17 protein-coding genes and 1 tRNA gene are annotated in these 25048 nt (G+C 41.9%); 17 read left to right on the top strand and 1 reads right to left on the bottom strand.

Annotated elements, in window-relative coordinates; all coding sequences use genetic code 11:
* The first annotated feature begins 429 nt into the window (after positions 1 to 429).
* From ACT3QP_RS07315 to ACT3QP_RS07270, 10 genes are all read left to right on the top strand, one after another.
* A tRNA-Trp gene (locus ACT3QP_RS07315) sits at positions 430 to 505 on the top strand.
* A 51-nt stretch (positions 506 to 556) separates the two neighbouring features.
* Positions 557 to 1045 carry a preprotein translocase subunit SecE gene (gene secE, locus ACT3QP_RS07310; protein WP_192518658.1) on the top strand — a complete coding sequence of 163 codons (489 nt, stop codon included), beginning with the start codon at positions 557 to 559 and terminating at the stop codon, positions 1043 to 1045.
* Positions 1046 to 1117: 72 nt separating this feature from the next.
* Positions 1118 to 1648 carry a transcription termination/antitermination protein NusG gene (gene nusG, locus ACT3QP_RS07305; RefSeq protein ID WP_057761729.1) on the top strand — a complete coding sequence of 177 codons (531 nt, stop codon included), beginning with the start codon at positions 1118 to 1120 and terminating at the stop codon, positions 1646 to 1648.
* A 94-nt stretch (positions 1649 to 1742) separates the two neighbouring features.
* Positions 1743 to 2174, top strand: coding sequence for a 50S ribosomal protein L11 (gene rplK / locus ACT3QP_RS07300; protein WP_192518659.1), 432 nt, complete (start codon positions 1743 to 1745; stop codon positions 2172 to 2174).
* On the top strand, positions 2174 to 2875 hold the full coding sequence (gene rplA / locus ACT3QP_RS07295; RefSeq protein WP_192518660.1) for a 50S ribosomal protein L1: 702 nt from the start codon (positions 2174 to 2176) through the stop codon (positions 2873 to 2875). The genes rplK and rplA overlap by 1 nt, the downstream gene beginning before the upstream one ends.
* A 454-nt stretch (positions 2876 to 3329) precedes the next feature.
* Positions 3330 to 3857, top strand: a complete 528-nt coding sequence (rplJ, locus tag ACT3QP_RS07290) for a 50S ribosomal protein L10 (RefSeq protein ID WP_192518661.1) — start codon at positions 3330 to 3332, stop codon at positions 3855 to 3857.
* Positions 3858 to 3989: 132 nt separating this feature from the next.
* Entirely contained in the window at positions 3990 to 4361 is a 372-nt protein-coding gene (gene rplL / locus ACT3QP_RS07285) for a 50S ribosomal protein L7/L12 (RefSeq protein WP_444525035.1), read from the top strand.
* A gap of 719 nt (positions 4362 to 5080) precedes the next feature.
* A complete protein-coding gene (rpoB, locus tag ACT3QP_RS07280) occupies positions 5081 to 9199 on the top strand; it encodes a DNA-directed RNA polymerase subunit beta (protein ID WP_192518663.1) in 4119 nt (1372 codons plus the stop codon).
* Between the two features lie 151 nt (positions 9200 to 9350).
* Positions 9351 to 13568: a DNA-directed RNA polymerase subunit beta' gene (rpoC, locus tag ACT3QP_RS07275; RefSeq protein ID WP_444525034.1), complete on the top strand. Its 4218-nt coding sequence runs from the start codon at positions 9351 to 9353 to the stop codon at positions 13566 to 13568.
* Positions 13569 to 13944: 376 nt separating this feature from the next.
* Positions 13945 to 14472, top strand: coding sequence for a DUF6586 family protein (locus tag ACT3QP_RS07270; RefSeq protein ID WP_444525033.1), 528 nt, complete (start codon positions 13945 to 13947; stop codon positions 14470 to 14472).
* Between the two features lie 430 nt (positions 14473 to 14902).
* On the opposite strand, the gene ACT3QP_RS07265 is transcribed toward ACT3QP_RS07270, so the two are convergent.
* Positions 14903 to 17518, bottom strand: a complete 2616-nt coding sequence (locus ACT3QP_RS07265; protein WP_444525032.1) for a penicillin-binding protein 1A — start codon at positions 17516 to 17518, stop codon at positions 14903 to 14905.
* 194 nt (positions 17519 to 17712) lie between these two features.
* Between ACT3QP_RS07265 and pilM the strand changes: the two genes are divergently transcribed.
* The 7 genes from pilM to aroB all read left to right on the top strand — a co-directional run bounded on the left by pilM (position 17713) and on the right by aroB (position 24966).
* Positions 17713 to 18768: a type IV pilus assembly protein PilM gene (gene pilM / locus ACT3QP_RS07260; protein ID WP_444525031.1), complete on the top strand. Its 1056-nt coding sequence runs from the start codon at positions 17713 to 17715 to the stop codon at positions 18766 to 18768.
* Positions 18768 to 19421, top strand: a complete 654-nt coding sequence (locus ACT3QP_RS07255) for a PilN domain-containing protein (RefSeq protein WP_192518668.1) — start codon at positions 18768 to 18770, stop codon at positions 19419 to 19421. The genes pilM and ACT3QP_RS07255 overlap by 1 nt, the downstream gene beginning before the upstream one ends.
* Positions 19418 to 20134, top strand: coding sequence for a type 4a pilus biogenesis protein PilO (locus ACT3QP_RS07250; RefSeq protein ID WP_192518669.1), 717 nt, complete (start codon positions 19418 to 19420; stop codon positions 20132 to 20134). Before ACT3QP_RS07255 ends, ACT3QP_RS07250 begins: the two co-directional genes overlap by 4 nt.
* Entirely contained in the window at positions 20134 to 20667 is a 534-nt protein-coding gene (locus ACT3QP_RS07245; RefSeq protein WP_192518670.1) for a pilus assembly protein PilP, read from the top strand. The genes ACT3QP_RS07250 and ACT3QP_RS07245 overlap by 1 nt, the downstream gene beginning before the upstream one ends.
* 26 nt (positions 20668 to 20693) lie before the next feature.
* Positions 20694 to 22997, top strand: coding sequence for a type IV pilus secretin PilQ (gene pilQ / locus ACT3QP_RS07240; protein ID WP_444525030.1), 2304 nt, complete (start codon positions 20694 to 20696; stop codon positions 22995 to 22997).
* A gap of 222 nt (positions 22998 to 23219) precedes the next feature.
* The gene (aroK, locus tag ACT3QP_RS07235; protein ID WP_444525029.1) at positions 23220 to 23786 is read left to right on the top strand and encodes a shikimate kinase AroK; all 567 of its coding nucleotides are present in this window, start codon (positions 23220 to 23222) and stop codon (positions 23784 to 23786) included.
* A 70-nt stretch (positions 23787 to 23856) separates the two neighbouring features.
* Entirely contained in the window at positions 23857 to 24966 is a 1110-nt protein-coding gene (gene aroB, locus ACT3QP_RS07230) for a 3-dehydroquinate synthase (RefSeq protein WP_192518673.1), read from the top strand.
* Positions 24967 to 25048: the final 82 nt, after the last annotated feature.

Here is a 25048-nt window from a genome sequence, read left to right as displayed (position 1 = left end):
TGCTATTCGTGAAGGCGGCCGTACTGTAGGCGCTGGTGTTGTTGCTAACGTACTTGACTAATGATTGATCCCATCAGTGTATGCTGATGTCGGTTAAGTAGTTAGTGAAAAGCCATCCTCTTAGAGGGTGGCTTTTTTTGTAAGTAATCTAGAAAATCAGTAATAGTATTAGCTATCTATAGTTGTCATATAGTATTAGCTAGCTATAGTTGTCATATGGTATTAATTCACATCTATTCTTCATAGAGGTGATGTATTTTTTCATATACTATTGTAATCTGCTGTATAGCTTGATATATTAACGCAGCTTCTTATTAGTCGCTAATATTAGCGTTTAAATAAGAAAAAAGCTCGGTAAGAATAATAATTTTACCGACAAGGGCTTGCATTCTATGCTAAATATTGTATAATGCTGTCCTTTACACCCATAGGCGATTGGCTCAATTGGTAGAGCATCGGTCTCCAAAACCGAGGGTTGTAGGTTCGAGTCCTACATCGCCTGCCATCTTCTTATCATATCTTTGTCGTACCCTACCATCTCCGAAGCGAGTTCTTTATGAGCAATAATCAAGATAACCTCGAGACTAAGTTATCTGATGCCAAGGCGGATGCTAGCGGAATGCTGTCCAAAGGTAAGCACGTCTCAGCAGGCAATCAAACAACTGCTGTTGAAGTAGCTAAAACTGGATCAATAAAAGATGTGATACTGTGGTTGTTAGCCGCAGCATTTTTGATCGGTGCAACGTTAGTTAATCAATATTTACCTGGCTATTGGCAACCTGCCAATGATGTTTGGGTGCGTATTGGTATTATCGTTGCCCTTGTTGTATTTGCATTAGTATGTTTAGCGTTAACGCATCAAGGTCGCGCTTTTAAAATATTATTAAAAGATGCTGGCGTTGAGCTGCGCCGAGTAACATGGCCAAGTAAAGACGAAACCTTTCAATACACTTGGCAAGTAATTGTCGTGATTGCTATTGCTGGTTTCTTTATTTGGTTATTAGATAACTTTTTTAATTGGTTTGTTGGCGTATTTATCGGTTAATAGCACGTATTAGTGATTATTAACGAGACATTTACTCATAAAAACTTATTCTATAATGGTCAGGAGCGTGATATGCGTTGGTATATTGTCCAAGCGTTTTCAGGATATGAAAAACAAGTACAACGTTCATTAACTGATCGTATCAACCGTAGTGACTTTGCTGAGTCATTCGGTGATGTATTGGTTCCTACTGAAGAAGTCGTCGAAATGAAAGACGGCAAAAAGCGTAAGAGCGAGCGTAAGTTCTTTCCAGGATATGTATTGATCCAGATGGAAATGAATGACAATACTTGGCACATCGTAAAAGACTGTCCACGTATTATGGGTTTTATCGGTGGTACACCTGAAATGCCTGCGCCAATTACACAAGTAGAAGCTGATCGTATCTTAAACCGTCTCAATCAGACTGAAACAGATCCACGTCCTAAGACGCTATTTGAGCCGGGCGAAGAGTTATTGGTTATTGATGGTCCATTTACTGACTTTAAAGGGTTGGTTGAAAAAGTGGATTATGAGAAGTCTAAGTTACACCTAACAGTAAACGTATTTAATCGACCAACTCAGGTCGAGCTTGAGTTTAGTAAGGTTGAAAAGCTAGACTAAACCAGCAAAAAGTTCATCAACCGGGGAGCTGTTAGTCAAATAGGTATGTATGTACCACATTGATTTGGCGCTATCACCCATTTAGGAGAGTATCATGGCTAAGAAGATTGATGGTTACATCAAACTGCAAGTGCCTGCAGGAAAAGCAAACCCTTCACCACCGATTGGTCCAGCATTGGGTCAAAAAGGCGTGAACATCATGGCGTTCTGTAAAGAATTTAACGCTGCAACCTCAGGTCAAGAGCCGGGTCTACCGATTCCAACTGAGATCACTGTATATAGCGATAAGTCTTTTACCTTCATCATGAAGTCACCACCAGCTTCTTACTTATTACGTAAGGCTGCCGGTATTGCTAAAGGTTCAGGTACACCAAACACCGCTAAAGTTGGTAAAGTTGATCGCGCGCAATTAGAAGAGATCGTTAAGACCAAAGATGCAGATTTAACTGCTGCTGATCTTGATGCTGCTGTCCGTACCATTGCTGGTACTGCACGTTCAATGGGTATTACCGTGGAGGGTGTATAATGTCTAAGATAACCAAACGTCAAAAAGAAATTCAAAGCCGTGTTGATAACGAAAAGCAATACACTCTTGAAGAAGCGGTTCAAATCTTAAATGATTTGCCAGCGCTAAAATTCAAAGAGTCTATTGATATTGCTATTAACTTGGGCGTTGACCCACGTAAATCTGATCAAGTCGTTCGTGGTGCTACCAACCTACCTGCCGGTACTGGTAAAACCAAACGCGTTGCTGTATTTGCTCAAGGCGCTGCTGCTGAAGCCGCCAAAGAAGCTGGTGCAGACATCGTTGGTTTTGAAGACCTAGCAGCAGAAATTAAAGCGGGCAACATGGATTTTGATGTTGTTATTGCTGCTCCTGATGCAATGCGTGTTGTTGGTCAATTAGGTACTATTCTAGGCCCACGTGGTCTGATGCCTAACCCAAAAGTTGGTACAGTAACGCCAAACGTTGCTGAAGCTGTGACAAATGCTAAAGCTGGTCAAGCACAGTATCGTGTAGACAAAGCAGGTATTATTCATACTACTATTGGTCAAGTTGGTTTCACTGCTGAGCAAGTTATCCAAAACGCTGAAGCATTAATCACAGATCTAAAGCGTGCAAAGCCTGCTACTTCTAAAGGTACTTTCATTAAGAAAATTACCTTGTCTAGCACTATGGGTCCTGGTATCACTATTGATGCTGTTCCTTATCGCACTGCTAAGTAATTAAGTATCTCATCTTCATCTATTTTGAATGATGGGCACAAAAGAATTTTAAAGAATTAGGTCAGCGTAGTATTTGCTACGCTGTCTAAGACCGTAGGTAGAGAGCAGTTTAAAATTGTAAATAACTGTTTTTAAAAGTTAAATACTATATTAAGTCGCTTTTGTTAATCGACGACAGATGAAAATCTTAGTTGTCCTACGCAGACGGTGGCCCACACAGTTTAAGACACGAGCGAATAGGGTTATACGATTGTTTAGGCAGTCATCAAACTATTACTCAACGTCATTCTGATAACGGTGCCGTAATCAGTCGTTACCAGTAGATACGTTTTTTAGGATCTGCTGGTAATGTGTCGTATCAAGTCAGTCTTAGCTTAGAGTTTAAGCGCATAAAAACTTCAATGTTTTAGCACTTCTACGATAAGTCGATTGATAAGATTAAAGGAGTCAACTTATGGCATTAACGCTAGAGCAAAAACAACAAGTTGTGGCTGAAGTGTCTGAAGTTGCTGCTAATGCTTATTCAGCAGTAGCTGCCGAGTATCATGGAATTGGTGTTGCACAGCTTACTCAGCTGCGCCAACAAGCCCGTGATAAAGGTGTTGTTTTGAAAGTGGTAAAAAATACACTAGCAAAACGCGCTTTTGAAGGCACTAATTTTGAAAGCATGTCAGACCGTATGACTGGTCCTCTACTTTTGGCTTTCTCTATGGAAGATTTGGGATCTGCCGCTCGAGTCATATTCGACTTTAGCAAAGATAACAAAGCTTTAGAGACCAAAATAGTATCAGTCGGTGGTGAAGTTTATGGTCCAGAAGAGCTAGAGCGCGTATCGAAGCTACCAACTCGCGACGAAGCAATCTCTATCTTGATGGCTACTATGAATGCACCAGTGACCAAGCTTGTCCAGACTATGAACGCTGTTCCTGGCAAGTTCGTTCGCACTGTAGCGGCAATCAAAGACGCAAAAGAAGCTGCTTAATTGCTTGTTTTAACGTAACTTTGACATCGCTAATTTTGATTGCACTTTATTGTCACACCTATTTGAAATGTCGACAAGCAATCAAAGCGATATTAAAATCAATTAATTTTTATCAGATAACGGAGAGTTCTCATGGCACTATCTAAAGATGATGTGTTAAACGCAATCGCTGAAATGTCAGTAATGGATATCGTTGAGCTAATCAGCGACATGGAAGAAAAATTCGGCGTAACAGCTGCTGTTGCTGCTGCTGCACCTGCTGCTGCTGGTCCTGCTGCTGCTGCTGAAGAAAAAGATGAGTTTGACGTAGTTCTTGCCAGCTTTGGTGAGAAGAAAGTTGCGGTAATTAAAGCCGTACGTGAAGCTACTGGTCTTGGCTTGAAAGAAGCGAAAGATTTGGTTGAAAGCGCTCCAGCTCCAGTCAAAGAAGCCGCATCTAAAGCTGAAGCTGAAGAGTTGAAAAAGAAACTTGAAGAAGCTGGTGCAACTGTTGAACTAAAATAAGTTTAACTGCTGTACGAAAAAAAAGCTGGTAATGCCTTGCATTGCCAGCTTTTTTTTACTATAATTCGTAGCTTGACCTTTTGTGTCTGCCAACATACGTATGCAACAACACGGTGGATACCCATCAAAAGGACAGACGATATACATGCAAGCACACATGCCAGTTTTTGAAATCAGTTAATATGAGCTAAACGTCCGTAGATGTTTGGCATTTTTTTGTGTCTGCATGCTTTCCTATTAACTTAACACTATAGTTTGTACTGATTCTAAAAGTTATAGTTACCCCAATTATTATTAATTCTGAAAAGCTATTGATTCTAGGTTATCCACTTAGCATGGTTTTACTGTCAGTAGGTAGGCTCATAGACGGTAGATATCGGCGACGATATTGGTTTTGATGATAAGTAGCTGTTAAAACTGTAGTAAAAGTCACTTTTTATACGTGTATTTTGGGCTAAGTTATAATACCAACGTATCGTAAATTAGGTGATATTGAAATTATCAATCTGAGTAGGCATATAGCCTAACTGAGATACAGTTACAAGATTGAATGAAGTGTGCTAGATAAGCACTGATTAGTAAAGTAGTAATTGATAGAAAGACATGAGTTAAGCACGAAGACCCGTTTTATATTATCGTTTACGTCGCCAAGTTTGTATCGTATTTATGCATGCTGGCCACGATTTAATTTGTTTCCACGTTTACTGTAAGGACTCTCGATGGCATATTCTTATACTGAAAAAAAGCGTATTCGCAAAAGTTTTGCTGAATTGCCCACTGTAATGGACGTTCCCTATTTACTGTCTATTCAAGTAGATTCTTACGAGCAATTTTTGCAAGAGCATAGAAAGCCAAAAGCTCGTGAGAATACTGGTTTGCAAGCTGCGTATTCCTCTATTTTCCCAATTGAGAGTCATTCTGGCAACGCTGAACTACAATTCGTTGAGTATCATTTGGGCACACCTGAATTTGATGAGCGTGAATGTATCTTACGTGGTTCAACATTTGCTGCGCCTATGCGTGTCAAAATCCGTTTGATCATCAAAGACAAAGATAGCAAGGATAAAGATAGCAAAGCTGCTATCAAAGACATCCGTGAGCAAAGCGTCTACATGGGTGAGATGCCACTGATGACGGCTAACGGTACTTTTATTATCAATGGTACTGAGCGTGTTATCGTATCTCAGCTACATCGTTCACCTGGTGTATTCTTTGATCATGATAAAGGTAAGTCACATTCAAGTGGTAAAGTACTTTATAACGCCCGTATTATTCCTTACCGTGGCTCATGGTTAGATTTTGAGTTTGATGCTAAAGATTTAGTATTTGCTCGTATTGACCGCCGTCGTAAACTTCTTGCGTCAATCATTCTACGTGCACTTGGCTTAACAACTTCTGAGATCTTAGATTTATTCTTTGATAAAGTTGCGGTTTACAGAGGTGAAGAGACGTTTGAGATTGATTTGGTTGCTGATCGTCTACGTGGTGAGATGGCTCAGTTCGATATCGTATCACCTGAAGGGGATGTTATCGTAGAGCAGGGTAAGCGTATCAATGCACGTCGTATCCGTCAGCTAGAAGAAGCTGGTATGACGAAAATTGCTGTACCTGATGAATATCTATATGAGCGTATCTTAGCGGAAGATGTTGTCGTCAACGATGAAGTTATTGCTAAAGCTAATACGTTAATTGATCACGAGTTGTTGGTTAAATTAAGTGCATTCGAAGCTAGCGAATCTATCAAAGAGTTTAGCATTCTATTCACCAATGACATTGATCAGGGTAGTTATATTGCTGATACGCTACGTGCTGATAGTACGTCAAGCCGTGAAGAAGCGTTGATCGAAATCTATAAAGTGATGCGCCCAGGCGAGCCGCCAACGGTCGAAACTGCTGAAAAGTTATTTGAGAGCATGTTCTTTAACGCAGATCGTTACGACTTATCAAACGTTGGTCGCATGAAGTTCAACCGCCGTTTAGGGTTAGAGTTTGATAATACTGATGATCCGGATGTTCAACGCGCACGTAGTGTATTGACTAACGATGATATCGTTAATGTTCTAAAAGAACTTATCGAAATTCGTAACGGTCGCGGTGATGTTGATGATATTGACCATCTAGGTAACCGTCGTATTCGCTCAGTGGGCGAGATGGCAGAAAACCAATTCCGTGTTGGTCTTGTACGTGTTGAGCGTGCGGTCAAAGAGCGTTTGAGCTCTGCTGAGTCTGATAACTTGTCACCACAAGATTTGATTAACTCAAAGCCTGTAGCGGCTGCGGTTAAAGAATTCTTTGGTTCAAGCCAGTTGTCACAGTTCATGGATCAGAACAACCCGTTGTCTGAAGTTACCCATAAACGCCGTGTATCAGCATTAGGACCTGGTGGTCTGACTCGTGAACGTGCAGGCTTTGAAGTACGTGACGTACATGATACCCATTATGGTCGTGTATGTCCTATTGAGACTCCTGAAGGTCCAAACATTGGTCTTATCAACTCATTGGCAACATTTGCTAAAACCAATAGCTTTGGTTTCTTAGAAACGCCATATCGCCGTGTGGTTGACGGTAAAGTAACGGATATCATTGAATATCTGTCAGCGATTGAAGAAGTAGGTACTGTCATTGCACAGGCTGATTCACCGTTGACCGAAGATGGTGCACTAAGCGATGAGATGGTCAGTGTACGTAACTACGGTGAATTTGTTCGTATGCCACCAGAAAAAGTGACACATATGGATGTGTCACCAAGTCAGGTAGTATCGGTAGCAGCAGGTTTGATTCCATTCCTAGAACATGATGATGCCAACCGTGCCTTGATGGGTTCGAACATGCAACGTCAGGCTGTGCCTACGCTACGTGCGGATAAGCCATTAGTTGGTACTGGCATGGAGCGTCACGTTGCTCGCGACTCTGGTGTCTGTGTGATCGCCAAGCGTGGTGGTGTGATTGAAGATGTTGATGCATCACGTATTGTTGTTCGTGTAAACGAAGATGAAATGACTGCTGGTGAAGCGGGTATCGATATCTACAACTTGATCAAATACACACGTTCTAACCAAAATACTTGTATTAACCAACGTATCATCGTTAACCAAGGCGATGAGATTGCTTTGGGCGATATCTTGGCTGATGGTCCATCAACGGATCTTGGTGAGCTAGCGCTAGGTCAGAACATCCGCATCGCATTTATGCCGTGGAATGGTTACAACTTCGAAGATTCAATCTTGTTATCTGAGAAAGTGGTTAAAGAAGATCGTTTCACTACGATTCATATTCAAGAATTGACTTGTGTGGCACGTGATACCAAGCTCGGTACAGAAGAGATTACTGCTGATATTCCAAACGTTGGTGAAGCAGCACTATCAAGTCTTGATGAAGCAGGTATCGTTTATATCGGTGCGGAAGTTGACGCTGGTGATATTTTGGTTGGTAAAGTGACACCAAAAGGTGAGACGCAACTAACGCCAGAAGAGAAATTGCTCCGGGCTATCTTTGGTGAAAAAGCGGCTGATGTTAAAGACACGTCTTTACGTGTTCCAACATCAAGCAAAGGTACGGTTATTGACGTACAAGTATTCACCCGTGATGGTGTTGAAAAAGATGCACGTGCAAGAGCGATCGAAAAGTCACAGCTTGACAGCTATCGCAAAGATTTAAAAGAAGAGCTACGTATCTTTGAAGAAGCTGCTCGTGGTCGTATTGGTCATCTACTAGACGGCCAAAAAGTCAGCGGCGGTGCTGGTCTAAAAGCTGGTACGGTGATGGCATTTGCTGATATGAAAGATATGAGCCTTGAGACTTTGCTTGATATCCAGCCAGTAGAAGAAGAAATATCTGAGCGTTTGACGCAAATCGCTGATTACTTGGTTGATAAGCAAAAAGACATTGATGTGAAATTTGCTGAGAAAAAACGCAAATTGACCGCAGGTGATGATTTACAACATGGCGTACAAAAAATCGTTAAAGTATATCTAGCGGTTAAGCGTCGTATTCAGCCTGGTGATAAGATGGCTGGTCGTCATGGTAACAAGGGTGTGGTATCACGCATTATGCCAGTTGAAGACATGCCGTATGATGAGCATGGCAATACCGTTGACATCGTATTGAACCCACTAGGTGTACCATCACGTATGAACATCGGTCAGGTTCTAGAAACGCATTTGGGCATGGCAGCGAAAGGCTTGGGCGAAAAAATTGATGGTATGCTTAAGTCTCAAGCAGCGATCAAAGAGCTACGTGAGTTCTTAGACCAAATCTATAACAAAGTTGGCGGCGAGCAAGTTGACCTTGATAGCTTGAGTGATGATGACATCATGGCATTATCAGCCAACTTGCGTGGCGGTGTACCAATGGGTACAGCAGTATTTGATGGTGCAAGAGAAAGCCAAGTGAAAGATTTACTAGAGCTTGCGGGTATGGACCGTGATGGTCAACAGACTTTGTATGATGGTCGTACAGGTCAGAAGTTTGACCGTAAAGTAACGGTCGGCTATATGTATATGCTGAAACTTAACCATTTGGTTGATGACAAAATGCATGCGCGTTCTACTGGTTCTTATTCACTAGTGACGCAGCAGCCATTGGGTGGTAAAGCTCAGTTTGGTGGTCAGCGCTTTGGTGAGATGGAAGTGTGGGCACTAGAAGCTTACGGTGCAACTTATACGTTGCAAGAGATGCTAACTGTGAAGTCAGATGATGTTGAAGGCCGTACGCGTATGTACAAAAACATCGTTGATGGTGAGCAGTATATGGATCCAGGTATGCCGGAATCGTTTAACGTACTGACCAAAGAAATCAAATCACTGGGTATTAATATTGAGTTAAAACAAAGCAACTAATCCCGTTGTTTAACTTAGTTGTCAACTGAAAGCAGTATGCTCATTGCTGCTGCTTTTAGTGATTTGTCTCAACCCTATTCATTGCCTTCATTCATCTTATTTGCGTCAATAATGCGCTATTAGATGATTATAAAGATAACGGAGAAGCAACTTGAAAGATTTACTCGATATCATGCAAAGCCCTACCGGCAACGGTAATCAAGAGTTTGATAGCATTCAAATTACTTTAGCCTCACCTGACGTGATCAAATCATGGTCACATGGCGAAGTGAAAAAACCTGAAACCATCAACTATCGTACGTTTAAGCCTGAACGTGATGGTCTTTTCTGTGCCAAAATCTTTGGTCCAGTAAAAGATTTTGAATGTCTATGTGGTAAGTACAAGCGTCGTAAATTCCAAGGCGTTATCTGTGAAAAATGTGGCGTAGAAGTTACGACGGCTAAAGTACGTCGTGATCGCATGGGTCATATTGATCTAGCCAGTCCAGTCGCGCACATTTGGTTCTTAAAATCATTACCAAGCCGCATCGGTTTATTATTAGATATGACGCTACGTGATATCGAACGTGTTTTATATTTTGAAAGCTACATCGTCACTGAGCCTGGTCTAACCAGTTTAGAAAGATACCAATTGCTTGATGATGAAGATTATTTCAAAGCTCTTGAAGAGTTTGGCGACGAATTCACTGCTAAGATGGGTGCTGAAGCGGTTCAAGATTTGTTGAAAGACATCGATATTGATTTAGAGATTGATGAGCTACGCGAAGCGATTCCGCAAACAGGTTCTGAGACTAAACTTAAAAAAATGTCTAAGCGTCTTAAACTGTTAGAAGCATTCCGTGATTCTAATAACAAGCCTGAGTGGATGGTAATGAACATATTGCCAGTACTACCACCAGATTTGCGTCCGCTAGTACCGCTAGAAGGTGGCCGTTTTGCAACGTCAGATCTAAATGATCTATATCGCCGTGTTATCAACCGTAACAACCGTCTAAAGCGTCTGCTTGAGCTGAGCGCACCTGATATCATCGTACGTAACGAAAAACGTATGTTGCAAGAATCAGTTGATGCGTTATTAGATAACGGTCGTCGCGGTCGTGCGATTACTGGTAGTAATAAGCGTCCATTGAAATCTTTGGCTGATATGATCAAAGGTAAACAAGGTCGTTTCCGTCAGAACTTACTTGGCAAGCGTGTTGATTACTCTGGTCGTTCTGTAATTGTTGTTGGTCCAACACTACGTCTACATCAGTGTGGTCTACCTAAGAAAATGGCACTAGAGTTATTTAAGCCATTTACTTACAACAAATTACTGTCTCATGGTTTAGCAACGACGATTAAAGCTGCTAAAAAAATGGTAGAGCGTGAAGAGCCACAAGTGTGGGACATGCTGGCCATGGTTATTCGTGAGCATCCAGTGCTTCTTAACCGTGCACCAACACTTCACCGTTTGGGTCTACAGGCATTTGAGCCAGTACTGATCGAAGGTAAAGCAATCCAATTGCATCCGCTCGTTTGTACCGCGTTTAACGCCGATTTTGATGGTGACCAGATGGCCGTTCACGTGCCATTGACGCTAGAAGCTCAGCTTGAGTCACGTGCGCTGATGATGTCTACTAACAACATCTTGTCACCTGCGAACGGCGATCCAATCATCGTACCATCACAGGATGTTGTACTAGGTCTATATTACATTAGCCGCTCGTCTATCAATGCCAAAGGCGAAGGCATGATCTTCTCGACCGTTAATGAAGCCTTGCGTGCTATTGGGTCAAACGATTTGCATGTAAACGCTAAAATCAAAGTGCGTGTCACCGAGACGCATATTGATGAAGAGGGTAACGAAACCAAAGACATTAGTATTAAAGATACCGTTGCTGGCCGTTTGCTGATCTGGAATATCATGCCTAAAGGTATGACGTTTGAAGAATGTAACCAAGAGATGACGAAGAAAAATATTTCAGGTCTCATCAACTCTTGTTATCGCAAAGTAGGTGTTAAAGAAAGTGTTATGTTTGCTGACCAATTGATGTATCTTGGTTTTGCTCAAGCGACACTATCAGGTGTTTCTATCGGTATTGACGATATGGTCATTCCACCACTGAAAAAGAACATCATTGAAGCGGCTGAAGGTGAAGTTCGCGAAATCGAAGATCAGTTTGAGCAAGGCTTTGTGACTGCCGGTGAGCGTTATAACAAAGTCGTTGATATTTGGTCACGTACCAATGACAAAGTCGCTAAAGCGATGATGGACAACTTGGCAACTGACAAAGTAACCAACGCACAAGGTGAAGAAGACGAGCAGAAATCGTTCAACTCTATCTTTATCATGTCAGACTCTGGTGCTCGTGGTAGTGCGGCTCAGATTCGTCAGTTGGCTGGTATGCGTGGTCTGATGGCTAAACCAGATGGCTCTATTATCGAAACACCGATTAAAGCCAACTTCCGTGAAGGTTTGACGGTATTACAGTACTTCATCTCAACTCACGGTGCTCGTAAAGGTCTAGCAGATACGGCACTGAAAACGGCTAACTCAGGTTATCTGACTCGTCGTTTGGTTGATGTGGCACAAGATTTGGTTATCACTAGTGACGACTGTGGTACTGAGCAAGGCTTGCTCATGAAACCACATATTCAAGGTGGCGAAATCATTGAGAAACTAGGTGATTTAGTACTTGGTCGTGTGACTGCACGTGATGTTACTTACAATGATGATGCTGATAAAGTATTGATTCCAGCGGGTACTTTGATTGATGAGCATTGGGTCAACGTGCTTGACGAAAATGCCATTGATGATATCTGGGTACGCTCAGTGATTACTTGTGATGTTGAGCATGGTGTGTGTTCACAGTGTTATGGTCGTGATTTGGCTCGTGGTCATAAAGTTAATATTGGTGAGTCAGTCGGTGTTATGGCTGCACAGTCTATTGGTGAACCTGGTACCCAGTTAACCATGCGTACTTTCCACGTGGGCGGGGCAGCAAGTTCAGCATCTGTGGATAATAGCATCTCAGTTCGTAATGCTGGTCAAGCACATTTCGAAAACATGAAGACTGTACAACATACCGATGGTCACTTGGTTATCGTATCACGTTCAGCTGAAATCGCATTGACCGATGAGCTTGGCCGTGAGCGTGAGCGCTATAAAGTACCATATGGTTCAAGCGTGCTTGTGAAAGACGAAGAGCAGGTTGAAGGCGGTCAAACTATCGCAAAATGGGATCCGCATACGCATCCAATTATCACAGAATTTGCTGGTACAGCACGCTTTAGTGATATCACTGACGGTATGACTGCCACAGTGAAAGTAGATGATGCCACTGGTATGAGCTCATTTGAGATTCTAGCTACTCGTGACCGTTCAAGTTCAGCAAAAGACTTACGTCCTGCAATCATTTTGAACACTGACGAAGGTAAAGAAGTGGTTTACTTCTTGCCTGCTGAAACCATCATTCGCGTTAGCGATGGTGAAAAAGTAGCAGCAGGTTCGATTCTAGGTCGTGTACCACAAGCATCTTCTGGTACTAAAGATATTACTGGTGGTCTACCGCGTGTTGCTGACTTGTTCGAAGCACGTCGTCCAAAAGATCATGCCATCATGGCAGAAATGACCGGTGTGGTTAGCTTTGGTAAAGAGACTAAAGGTAAGAATCGCTTCATCATTACTAATGAAGATGGTGAAGTACATGAAGAGCTAATCCCGAAATGGCGTCAAATTAATGTCTTTGAAAATGAGACAGTAGCACGTGGTGAAGTGATTGCTGATGGTCCACAGAACCCACATGATATCTTGCGTCTAAAAGGTCAGACTGCGCTTGCTGATTATATCGTCAACGAAGTACAGGACGTTTATCGTCTGCAGGGTGTAAAAATCAACGACAAGCATATCGAAGTTATTATCCGTCAGATGTTGCGTAAAGTTGAGATTACTGATGGTGGTGATTCAAACCACTTTAAAGGTGATCAGGTAGAGTATGCCGATATTAAAGCATTGAATGCAAAACTAGAAGCGGAAGATAAATTCCCAGTTAAGTTTGAGCGTCAACTGTTAGGTATCACTAAAGCAAGTCTGGCAACAGAAAGCTTTATTTCAGCGGCTTCTTTCCAGGAAACTACGCGTGTCCTAACGGCTGCTGCTGTTACTGGTAAAGTAGATGAGTTACGTGGTTTGAAAGAGAACGTCGTTGTTGGTCGTTTGATTCCTGCAGGTACTGGTCTTGCTTATCATAAAACACGTAAAGAACAAGCGGATCAAAAGCTACAAGATAAAGATCTTAATGCGGCGTTTGATATGACAGCAACCACTGATAGCAAAGACTTTGCAAGTTTTGATGAAGCCTTTGCACAAGAACTAAATCAAGATCATTAATAGTCTTTGATATATTCTTAGTTTACTCAAAAAGCCAGCCTTAGTTGCTGGCTTTTTTATGCCTATTAGAAACTAAAATAGCGTAAAACTGAGGGTAAGCAGTATGCTTTTGGGTTGAGCGTTATGGATATAGCAGCAGTTTTTGTTAGCTGATATAATTTCTTGCATAACTTATTCAAAAGACCTTGACCGTAGTTCATTAAGAACTACGTTATGAGCTGTGATATAGTTAAAGAAATCTAAAATGGGTATAAGACAGCCGACTGTAGATTGTACGAGTAGTGCATCTGAGGAGAATAACGCTGTAGCGGTTTAGCCGTTCGCTGACTATAGCTGCAACTTATTAGCATATTATTAATATAAGGATAAATAGCAAATGGCAGGTAAAACTCGTGTTGCCAAGTATCAAGCTGATAGAACCAATCAAAAACTGTATTTTTGTCGTCTGTCTTGTCAATCAGCAGGGGCGACTAATGATAAGCAGCTATACCAAGCGCATTGTGAGACTGCTATTTTTCACTTATATGGCGCTTTTCTCGCATTTACCCAAGAGCTTGGCTATTTCTACAGTTTAAACATGCCAACCCCCACATTATCAGATATCGAAAAAGCATTGAGTGAACGTACGCAGGTATCTCCTGAGATTCAGCGTTTACAGCAAATAAGACAACAGGGGTTTCTTGCAAATATAGAGCGTGCTTATCAGCGTTGTTTATATGCCGTACAGCCTGATACGATTGTAGATGAAAAGTTGAGTAGTGAAACAGCGCAGTCTTCGGATCTTATTGTGAATGTGGTTACTTTATCGAACCAATGGTTACCAGATGAGGCGACGATACGTGAATGGCGCCAGCAGTTCTTAGAGTTGATCGAACAACTACGTGCTGGGATGGTGGAGTTTTAGCTTTTATGGGTACACTTAAGCTTTAGCTGCAATGCTGATAAATAAGCTTACTATTAAACGTTATAGAGCAGAATAAGGTTTATAGGGCGTGTTGAACATTCAAATGTGGTGCTGGCAGTGACTATTTTTTAGACAATATGCAGTGAAATTTTTGATGCCTAGTCATTCTAGGTGAAACAATTTCGCCATATATTGGCAAAAAAGAGTACTGCCCTGAAAGGCTGATGCTAAAATCACCCCAAACGTTGTTGCAAGCCTAGCTAAGGTCTCGACATTATCGTCGGCTTGCGCCTAGTTTGGTGCAATTTTAGCGATCAGCAGCCCTAATATTTGAATGTTCAACACGCCCTAGTATTTTTAGATAAAAAAATCCTGTTTAGCAAACCTAAACAGGATTTTTTACTTGATATTCATTAGTGTGATAGACGATTTATTCGGGTATTGGTGGAATGCTGTCAACCGGTGTTACGGATAATGGGTTTTGTGGTACACCATCATTATTACCGCGATTAGTAGTTCGTGGCGTCTGTGGACTTAACTCAGGTTCAGGCGTTGACGGCGTACGCTGCTGTGTTTGCGTAGTAACTGGCTTTTCTGATGTATCTGGCTCGTTACTTTCATCATTATCCGTAGTTTCTACAGCCTTTTTCTGCAGTCTTCTAGAGGTGAAGCCTTGTTCGTTGGGCACCCATTGGCGCGGCGTATTCTTGAGCTGAGCTCTCATAAAATCCATCCAAACTGGCAGTGCTGCCACACCACCATATTCGCGGCGACCCATGGTTGATGGTTGATCAAATCCCATCCACACTACCGTTGCATTAGTAGGATGGAAACCTGCAAACCAAGCATCTTTTGCGTCGTTAGTGGTACCTGTTTTACCACCGATATCACTACGTCCCAAAGCTTTTGCTCGTACGGCTGTACCACGTTGTACCACATCACGCAATATATCTGCCATATCAAAAGCAACTCTAGGTTCTAATATTCGAGGGGCTTGCTTGGCCAACTCATACTGAACTGGAGGTGCCTTTAAACGATCAGATTGTGGACTGGCATCATAGATACTCAAATTGATGCTTTCATCACTGTTTTCTGCAACATCTACATTCTGTTGGTCAGTAGATGTTGCATTACCTGCAGTATTGTCTGAATTTTCAATTGAAGATTCATAGTCTTCGACTGCTTTTTTATTAAGTGCTTCGAGTTTTTCGTTGAAACATTCAGCGCAAGCTTGTTGAGGATTGGCTTGAAATAATAGTTTGTTGTTATAGTTATAAATTTGTTCAATAAAGTAAGGCTGTATGCGATGACCACCATTCGCAAAAGTCGAATAAGCAGTTGCCATCTGTAACGGTGTTGCTTGTCCTGCCCCGAGTGCTAACGATAAAGTTGTTGGAAGTTTTTCTTTATCAAGACCAAATTCATCTAGTAGATTGAGTGTATCAGTGATACCAATAGCTTGTAATAGACGGATAGATACTAAATTACGTGATAAATATAAACCACGACGTAGAGTAATATCTCCTAAAAAGCGTCCATCGGAGTTTTTAGGTTTCCAGCTGCCTACTTGGATAGGATTGTCTGAGACCATCGTATCTGGACGATAGCCCTTTTTGAGAGCTGATGTATAGACAAGCGGTTTAATTGTTGACCCAGGTTGCCGCCAGCCTTGTAAGGCTCGATTGAACTTGCTGTGATTAAAATCAAAGCCTCCAATTAGGGCGTTAACTGCACCCGTCGAAGGATTCAGAGAAACTAGGCTGCTTTGTATCTTAGGAATTTGCGCTAATTGCCAATTACCGTTGGCTGTTGGTATTAGACGAATGATGTCGTTTTCACTGACTATCTGACTGGCGTTACTAGGAGAGTAACCGATACGATTCACAGAAATATATTTGCGTGCCCAGTTCATACCAGACCAGTTAACGGTGACACTCTCACCTGAAGGCATCGTCGCTTCAAAGCTGCGCGAATTGACTTTAGTAACTTTGGCAGGAGACATGCTGCTATAGCGACGGAAGTTTTCTAGTGGTTCGTCGTTTGCTTCAGCACCGCGCCAACCATGCCGATGATCATAAGCGACTAAACCTTTAAGCACTGCTGCTTCTGCGTCTGTTTGTGCTTCACTGTCAATGGTAAGACGCACTCGCCACCCGCTATGCATTACCTGCTTACCATAGCGATTAACCAACGTAGCGCGTGTCATTTCTGCCAGATATGGCATATTCACATCAAGTTTTTCTTTATAAAGCTTAATACCAATAGGTGAGGAAACAGCCTCATCACGTTCTGCTTCGGTAATATAGCCCAGTTCGTGCATGCGACCGATAATCCAGTTACGGCGAGTCAATGCACGTTCAGGGTTGGCAACAGGATTGTATTTAGAAGGGGCTTTTGGCAGACCTGCTAACATCGCTGTTTCAGCAATAGTGAGATTGTCTAGTGATTTACTATAATATTTTTTGGCAGCGGCACGGACACCATAGGCACCTTCACCTAAATAGATCTTGTTGACATACAACGTCAAGATATCATTTTTACTGAGTTCATCTTCAATTTTACGTGCTAAGAACAATTCAGTTAGTTTGCGATTTAAAGTGCGTTCTGAACTTAAAAAGTAGTTTTTGGCGACCTGCATGGTGATGGTAGAACCACCAGTTTGGCTATCATCATCGGTGACCGCTTCGGTAACGGCACGTCCTAACCCTTTAATGCTGATACCACTATGTTGAAAAAAAGAGGCATCTTCCGCTGCTAAAAAAGCATGCGTTAGGTTGTCAGGAATCTCGTCAAATGTAATGGGTAGGGATAGACGATTACCGTATTGACCAATCAATTTGTCATCACTACTGTATATTTGTAATGGCATCTCTAGTTTTGCTTTCTTAATCTCTTGAGTGCTAGGCAAGGTTGGCGATAAATACATCGCCATACCATAAAAACCAATAGGCACAGCAAGCGCTAATATAACCGCTAACGCTAAGCAGGCAACAAAAAGCCCTACCAAAAAATGAATAAGGCGGGCGGTAGCATTTTCTTTGATCATAAGAAGACTTATCAATTAAAATTTGCAACAGATAGAGGTATTATACCTTGAACAAAATAAGCAGGGCATAATAAATGTGTAAGTTATACTCAATAAGTTATATAAATGCTTGAATCTATCTATTAAGTAAAGTATTGTATTCAATTATTACAAATAACTATCAGATTGTACACTTAATATAAGGTATAGAGTTTGTGAGGCTATTTACTTCCAAAAGTCAACATTTGATTGGTGTGGATATCTGTGCCACCTCAGTGAAATTGGTTGATATACAGCGCCAACAAGGCATGTTTCATCTAAAATCTTATGGTATTGAGAGGCTGCCGGAAGGTATAGTCGTCGATAAACTTCTCTTAGATACTGAAGCGGTCGGTAATATTATTACCAGCTTAGCTAAACGTTGCCAAGTGGCTGGTGCTGATGCTGCTACTGCGGTCTCAGGGTCAGCCGTCATTACCAAAATTATCGATATGGACAAATCGCTAAGCGATGTTGAGCGCGAAGCTCAAATACGCTTAGATGCCGATCAATATGTCCCTTACCCATTAGAAGACGTTAACTTGGATTTTGAAGTAGTCGGTCCTTCTTTAGCCAGTGACGAGATGGTGCAGGTGTTGCTTGCTGCGTCTCGCTCAGAAAACGTCGATCAACGAGTTGATGCACTAACCTTTGGTGGGTTACAAACTAAGGTTGTCGATATTGAGTCTCACGCGATTGAGCGTGCTTTTGGACTAATGGTAGATAACTTACCGAGTAATCCAGAGTTGGTCGCATTGGTTGATATTGGACATAATCAAACGACATTATACGTCGCCAAAAACGGTGAGTTTATATACAGTCGTGAGCAGTTGTTTGGTGGTGTTCAACTGACAGAAGCAATACAAAACCGTTATGGGTTATCCGCTGAAGAAGCTGCAATAAGCAAGCGTGAAAACACGTTGCCTGATGATTATCACCCTGATGTATTGATTCCTTTTATTGAAAGTACGATTCAACAAATTACTCGATCATTACAGTTTTATTTTTCTTCGAGCCAATACAGCAGTATTGATCACGTAGTGCTGGCTGGCGGTAGCAGCTCTATTGCGGGTCTTGCAGGTATGGCACAACAAAAACTTGGTGTGACTGTTAGTACTGCGAATCCTTTTATTAATATGACCATTGCACCGAATATTGATAATGAGCAACTAGCAATTGATGCACCAAGCCTAATGGCCGCATGCGGTCTTGCGTTAAGGAGCTTCGACTAATGGCTCGTATTAACCTCTTACCCTGGCGACAAGAAGAGCGCGAACGTCGCAATAAAGAATTTATAACTTTGGTAGTAGCGGTGACTCTGCTGGCTTTACTGGCAGCATTTGCTTCATGGAGTTATTTTAACAATGCGCTTGATGAACAACGTGATGCAAATGCTTTGATTGAACAGGAAAACACCCGTTTAGACACAGTATTAGTTGAAATTGATAGTCTAGAGCAGCGGCGTGAAGATATCATTTCACGGATGCAGGTTATTCAAGATTTGCAAGGCCGACGCCCTGTGCCTGTACGTTTATGGGATGATCTTGCAAAAGCCATGCCTCCAGCACTTTACTTAAATAATTTAAAACGTGAAGGCGATACGCTTACTCTCACAGGTTTAGCGGATAACCCAAATGTTGTGTCAAGTTTGATTCGCAATCTTGATAAGAGCAAATGGATGGATGGCTCAGCTGTTAGTAACATTCAACAGAATATCAATGCTTATGAATCTGCTCCAGTGCTTAACAGTACGGTTACTACTGGTACGCAACCACGTCCTGCTTATCCTGAAGACAGCTATGTTCAGTTTGTAGTAACGACTAAAGTTCAGTCAGAGTCAGCCAAACCTGATGACGCTAGTACTAGTCTTGGAGGTGAGTTATGAAGCTTAGCCGTAAAAAAAGTCTAATCAAAAACAAAAAAGCGGCCTCTAAAACAAAGAAGCAGTTTGATTTGCAGGAGTTTCGTCGCAGTTTTGAATCGTTGGATTCTGAAAACTATGGCAGTTGGCCATTACCAGTAAAAGCAACCGTAATCGGGCTGATTGTTACGCTTATAGTGGCATTAGCATGGGCCCTACCGATTAGTAGCAAAATTGATGAAATAAAGGCTGCTGAGAGTCAGCAAAAGACTTTACTAGATAGTTACCGTGAAAAAGAATCACGGGCACGTCATTTAGAAGCCTACAAAGCACAAGTAGTTCAAATGGAAACTGAGTTTAATACTTTGCTTGATCAGTTGCCAAAAGAAACACGTGTGTCAGAGTTAGTAGAAGGTATCAACATGACGGGCGTGGGTAGTAACATACGTTTTCAAGATATTTCGGTTGAGCCTGAAATTGAAAAGGAATTCTTTATTGAGCAACCTATTCGTATTGCTGCGTTAGGTGAATACCACCAGTTTGGTAGTTTTATTAGTGGTCTTGCTGCTCTACCGCGAATCATTACTATGCATGATTTTGAAGTTAGCAATCCGAAGCCGACTTTGGATGTTTTACCGGAGCTTAATTTGGTACTACAAACCAAAACTTATCGCTCAAAAGAAGTAAACTCTGAGAGTGATACTGAAGCTACTACTGATAATGCAGGAGGCAACTAATGACTATTCAAAAACTGCCTACGCTATTGGCCTTAAGCATTGCTGTTTTATCGATAACAGGTTGTACAGATCGTATTGGTATGGCAGAGCAAGCAATGACGGACATACGTAATCAGCCTGCACAGCCTATCGAGCCACCGCCCAAGGCTGAGCTGGTAGAAGATTTTGTCTATAGTGCCAGTGCCCAGCGCAGTCCATTTTTACCACCGAGTTTAGTGAATGCACAAGGCCCTACTACTTCTATCGACGGCGTGCGCCCTGATCCTGCAAGGGTAAAAGAACAATTGGAACAATATGAGTTAGCGCAATTGGTCTTTCGCGGTGTTGTTACTTCACCTGAAGGTCAAGAGTATGCGTTGATACAGCGTCCTGATGGTTCAGTCGCGAATGTTAAAGTAGGTGATTATCTTGGCGTAAATAACGGCCGTATTGTTGAAATCACGCCGACTCAGATTAACTTGATTGAAATTGTGCCAGACAGCCGCGCAGGGTTCGTTGAAAAACCCCAGTCGTTGGTTTCCCCTATAAGCTAAGTCGGCAGATTTTTGAGGAATAAATAATGACAGTACGCAATAACAAGGTAACGATGATGAGCAACCGCGTCTCTTCTGCTTTTGCCATTTCAGCATTGGCAATTAGTATGGTAGCAGTGAGCAACAGTGCCCATGCTGCACAGCGCATTAATGATGTCTCTGTGGTGCAAACTGCGCCAGCAGTGACGCAAATTCGTTTGGGTTTTTCAGGTTCACCAGTATTACCTGCAGCTTATCAACTTGATGACCCTAGCCGTTTGGTATTAGATTTTGAGCAAGTACAAAACGGACTTGCAAGTCGCTTTAGTGAATACAATACTGGGATAGTCAATGATCTCACTACGCTAAGTAGTGACAGTACCACTCGCCTTATTGTTGGATTAAAACAAACAGGCAGTTATACAACAACGATTGATGGCAACGATTTAGTATTAACCATCACTGATCCCAATGGTTCAGTGATGACCAGCGATCCTGTCCAAGATGTATTGAACAATAATGTCACAACGACACCAATTGTAGAAGCCAGTAGTGGATATACTGCTAATACAAGCAGTCAGACTGTGACTGAAAACCAAGTACCAGCGGATACGATGGTAGTCAGAGTCAATCCATTGTTGAGTCCACAACTTGCTTCTTCACAAGTGAGCAAGCAGTATAGCTATGAAGGGTTGAGTGCGGTTGATTTTTCAGCAGGAAATGATGGCGGTGGTAATGTTAGTATCGCACTTAACAATGAAGCCATACCAGTTGACGTACAACGCCAAGGTAACAAGTTGGTGGTATATTTAACTGGTAGTACAGTGCCTAGAAACCTATTACGCCGTTTAAATATTAATAGTGGTCTTGTTAATAGCATTGATACCAAGAATCAAGGTCAGAATGGTGTCATTACTATTAATATGACTGATGATTATGAGTATCAAGCCTATCAATCAGGTAGTCAATTAAACATTAGTATCAATAAGCCAGCACTATTACGTGAGCCGACGCTTGAAGAAAAAGTATATAGTGGTGAGCCATTATCTATGGAATTCCAAGACGTTGAAATTCGTAGTGTCTTAGATATTTTAGCGCAGTTTACAGAAATGAATATCGTGGCTAATGATTCAGTTGCTGGGAATATCACCTTGCGTCTTATCAACGTGCCGTGGGATCAGGCGCTTGATATTATCTTAAAGAGTAAAAATCTCGGTAAACGTGAAAATGGCAATGTAATTTTGGTGGCACCTGCTACCGAGCTTGCCGAGCAAGAGGCACGTGAGCTTGAAGCGCAGCAAGCGGTTGAATCTTTTGCACCGTTACGTACAGAGTACATCCGCTTAAGCTATGCTAAAGCGCAAGATGTTCTGACATTGATTTCTCAAGGCAGCGGCTCTTCTGGTAGTAGCTCAAACCGTGCCGACGACAATAACTCTTTGTTGTCAAATCGCGGTACCGTCACGGTTGATGAGCGTACCAATACCTTGATTATCAAAGACGTTGCTGAAAGCATCGAAAATATCCATAATTTGATTGCAAAGATCGACATTCCAGTTCGTCAAGTTATGATTGAAGCGCGTATTGTTAGTGCTTCAGACAGCTTCAGTAAAGAGATAGGGGTGAGTTGGGGTATCTTATCTGAAGGTCGCGCATCTAATGATAGCTTATTGGTTGGTGGTAGCGATCAAACCTTATGGGATCTCAGAGATTTTGATACAGATGATGACGCTGGTACGTTTCCATATGACATTACTCGGCCTGACAACTTAAACGTTGATCTTGGTGTTTCTAATCCTGCTGGTAGTATTGCGTTTGGTCTGCTTGGTTTGTCAGGTTATACCTTGGATCTTGAGTTGTCAGCCATGCAAGCGGACAATCGCGGTGAAGTCATCTCGACGCCTAAGATTTTGACTGCAGATAAACAAACGGCTAAGATTTCTTCTGGTACGCAAATTGGTTATCAAGAAGCATCGGCAAGTGGTGCGACCACCACCAGCTTTATTGAAGCTGCGCTTAGCTTAGAAGCAACGCCGAACATCACGCCTGATGGCAAAATTGGTCTAAACTTAAACATCAAAAATGGTTCGCCAACGATTTATAATGGTGATGTGGCCATTTCTGAAGACTCTATCTCGACCAATATTATCGTAGAAGACGGTCAAACAGTTGTGCTTGGCGGTGTTTTCAAAAATATCACCTCTGATGGTGTGGAAAAAGTGCCGTTCTTAGGTGATTTACCTTATGTGGGTCGTTTGTTCCGTAATGATACACGCAGTAATGAGAAACAAGAGTTGTTGATATTCATCACGACTAAGTTGATTAATGATGGTGTTAGTCGCTTGGATTAATAATAGTATTGGCTGTGTAAGTTACAGCTAATAGTATGTTATCCAATAAAAGAAAAAAGCAAGCCTAAGTGCTTGCTTTTTTATGGCCTTGTTTTAGTGATCAGTAGTGCTTATTTGTGAATGGTCAACAGGCACTCAGTTATTACTAATAATAATAGAGCCTCGTTACTAGCCAGAATATCAATGACGTTGTATGATAGCTAATTTAACTGAGTAAGTATTATGGTTGAGGAATTGCCATCGGTGTTTTTAGTAGGGCCGATGGGAGCAGGGAAGACGACAATTGGAAAACTGCTTGCTAAGCAGTTAGGTCGCACCTTTGTAGATAGTGATTGGTATGTTGAGTCACAGACAGGCGCTGATATTGCGTGGATCTTTGCTAAAGAGGGTGAGGCGGGGTTTCGTGAGCGTGAAACGCGAGCCATCGATGAGTTGACCCAAAAAAAACAAATTGTATTGGCTACTGGTGGTGGGGCTGTTATGTGCGCTGAGAATAGAGCTTTCTTAAAGCAGCGCGGTATCGTTGTGTATTTGAATGCGCCCGTTGATGTCCAAATGGCACGTACTGCCAAAGATAAATCACGCCCATTATTACAGCAGCCCAATCCTAGAAAAATCTTGCAAGATTTATATAGCAAGCGTGATCCATTATATCGTCAGGTTGCTGATATTGTTATGCCAACGGGTCATACTTATCCTCGTCATATGGTTAACCAGCTCTTACAGCAACTAGAGTCCTTTAGTGTATCTACTGTCACAGTGCCAAACCATAAAGAAAATGAATCATAAGTAATGATCGACGATATTATTACTGAAGTTAAGTCACTTTTATTTTATTAAAATGCTTAGGGAGTCTCTAATGACAAAGTCAATGTTTCATGATGGTTTGACAGTGCATACGCAAAGTCATGACTATCCAATTGTCATTACGGAAAAAACGGCGATAGAAAATAATAGCATGGCAGAACAGGTCACTCCTTATATTAGTGGTCGCCAAGTTTTGATTGTCACGAATGACACCGTTGCTCCTTTGTATTTAAAAGAACTGGAGGACGAGCTAACAAAGCAGTTTACGGTTAGCACTTGTGTACTACCAGATGGTGAGCAGTATAAAAATCAAGCGAATATCAACCTCATTTATGATGCATTGATGGCAAAGCATTTTAATCGTGATGTGACACTTATTGCGTTAGGTGGAGGTGTTATTGGTGATATGACAGGGTTTGCTGCAGCAAGTTTTATGCGCGGAGTGAACTTTATTCAAATTCCAACAACGCTTTTGTCGCAAGTGGATTCCAGTGTAGGTGGTAAGACAGGAATCAATCATCCTCATGGTAAAAATATGATTGGTGCTTTTTGGCAGCCACAAATGGTACTTGCGGATATGAGTACACTGAGAACTTTGCCTGAGCGTGAGCTGTCAGCAGGGTTGGCTGAGGTTATTAAGTATGCGCTTATTATGGATGAGCCTTTTTTGACTTGGCTTGAGGACAATCTACCTGCAATGATAGCATTAGATTTGGCGGTACTTGGCGATGCAGTAAAACGCTGCTGTCAGTATAAGGCTGATGTCGTTGCGCAAGATGAAAGAGAGTCAGGTGTACGCGCGCTACTGAACTTTGGTCATACTTTTGGGCATGTGATTGAAACACATCAAGGCTATGGTAATTGGCTACATGGCGAAGCAGTCGCTGCTGGTATGGTACAAGCTGCTGAGCTCTCACAAAAAATTGGTTGGTTAACGATCGAAGAAGTGGCTCGTATTAAACGTATTTTAATGTTGGCCAACTTACCCATTGCAGCACCAACTATTGATGCGCAAACTGCTTTGAGTTTGATGGGGCATGATAAAAAAGTGAAACACGGACAAATCCGTCTCATTTTGTTAAAATCTCTAGGTAAGGCTGTAATGACCAATGATTTTGATCCCAAGCTTTTGACTGAGGTATTATCACAGCCAAGCGCGTAATCTCTCAAAATCTCAGTTACTATAAATGCTTATTGAAATTAAGCATTCAAGTATACTGGTTTGCGCTACTACTATGTGCATA

The organism is Psychrobacter sp. AOP7-B1-24, from assembly GCF_052376215.1.
Lineage (GTDB): Bacteria > Pseudomonadota > Gammaproteobacteria > Pseudomonadales > Moraxellaceae > Psychrobacter.
Note: the sequence above shows the minus strand (reverse complement) of the source record. Positions and strands in the feature narration are given on the sequence as shown.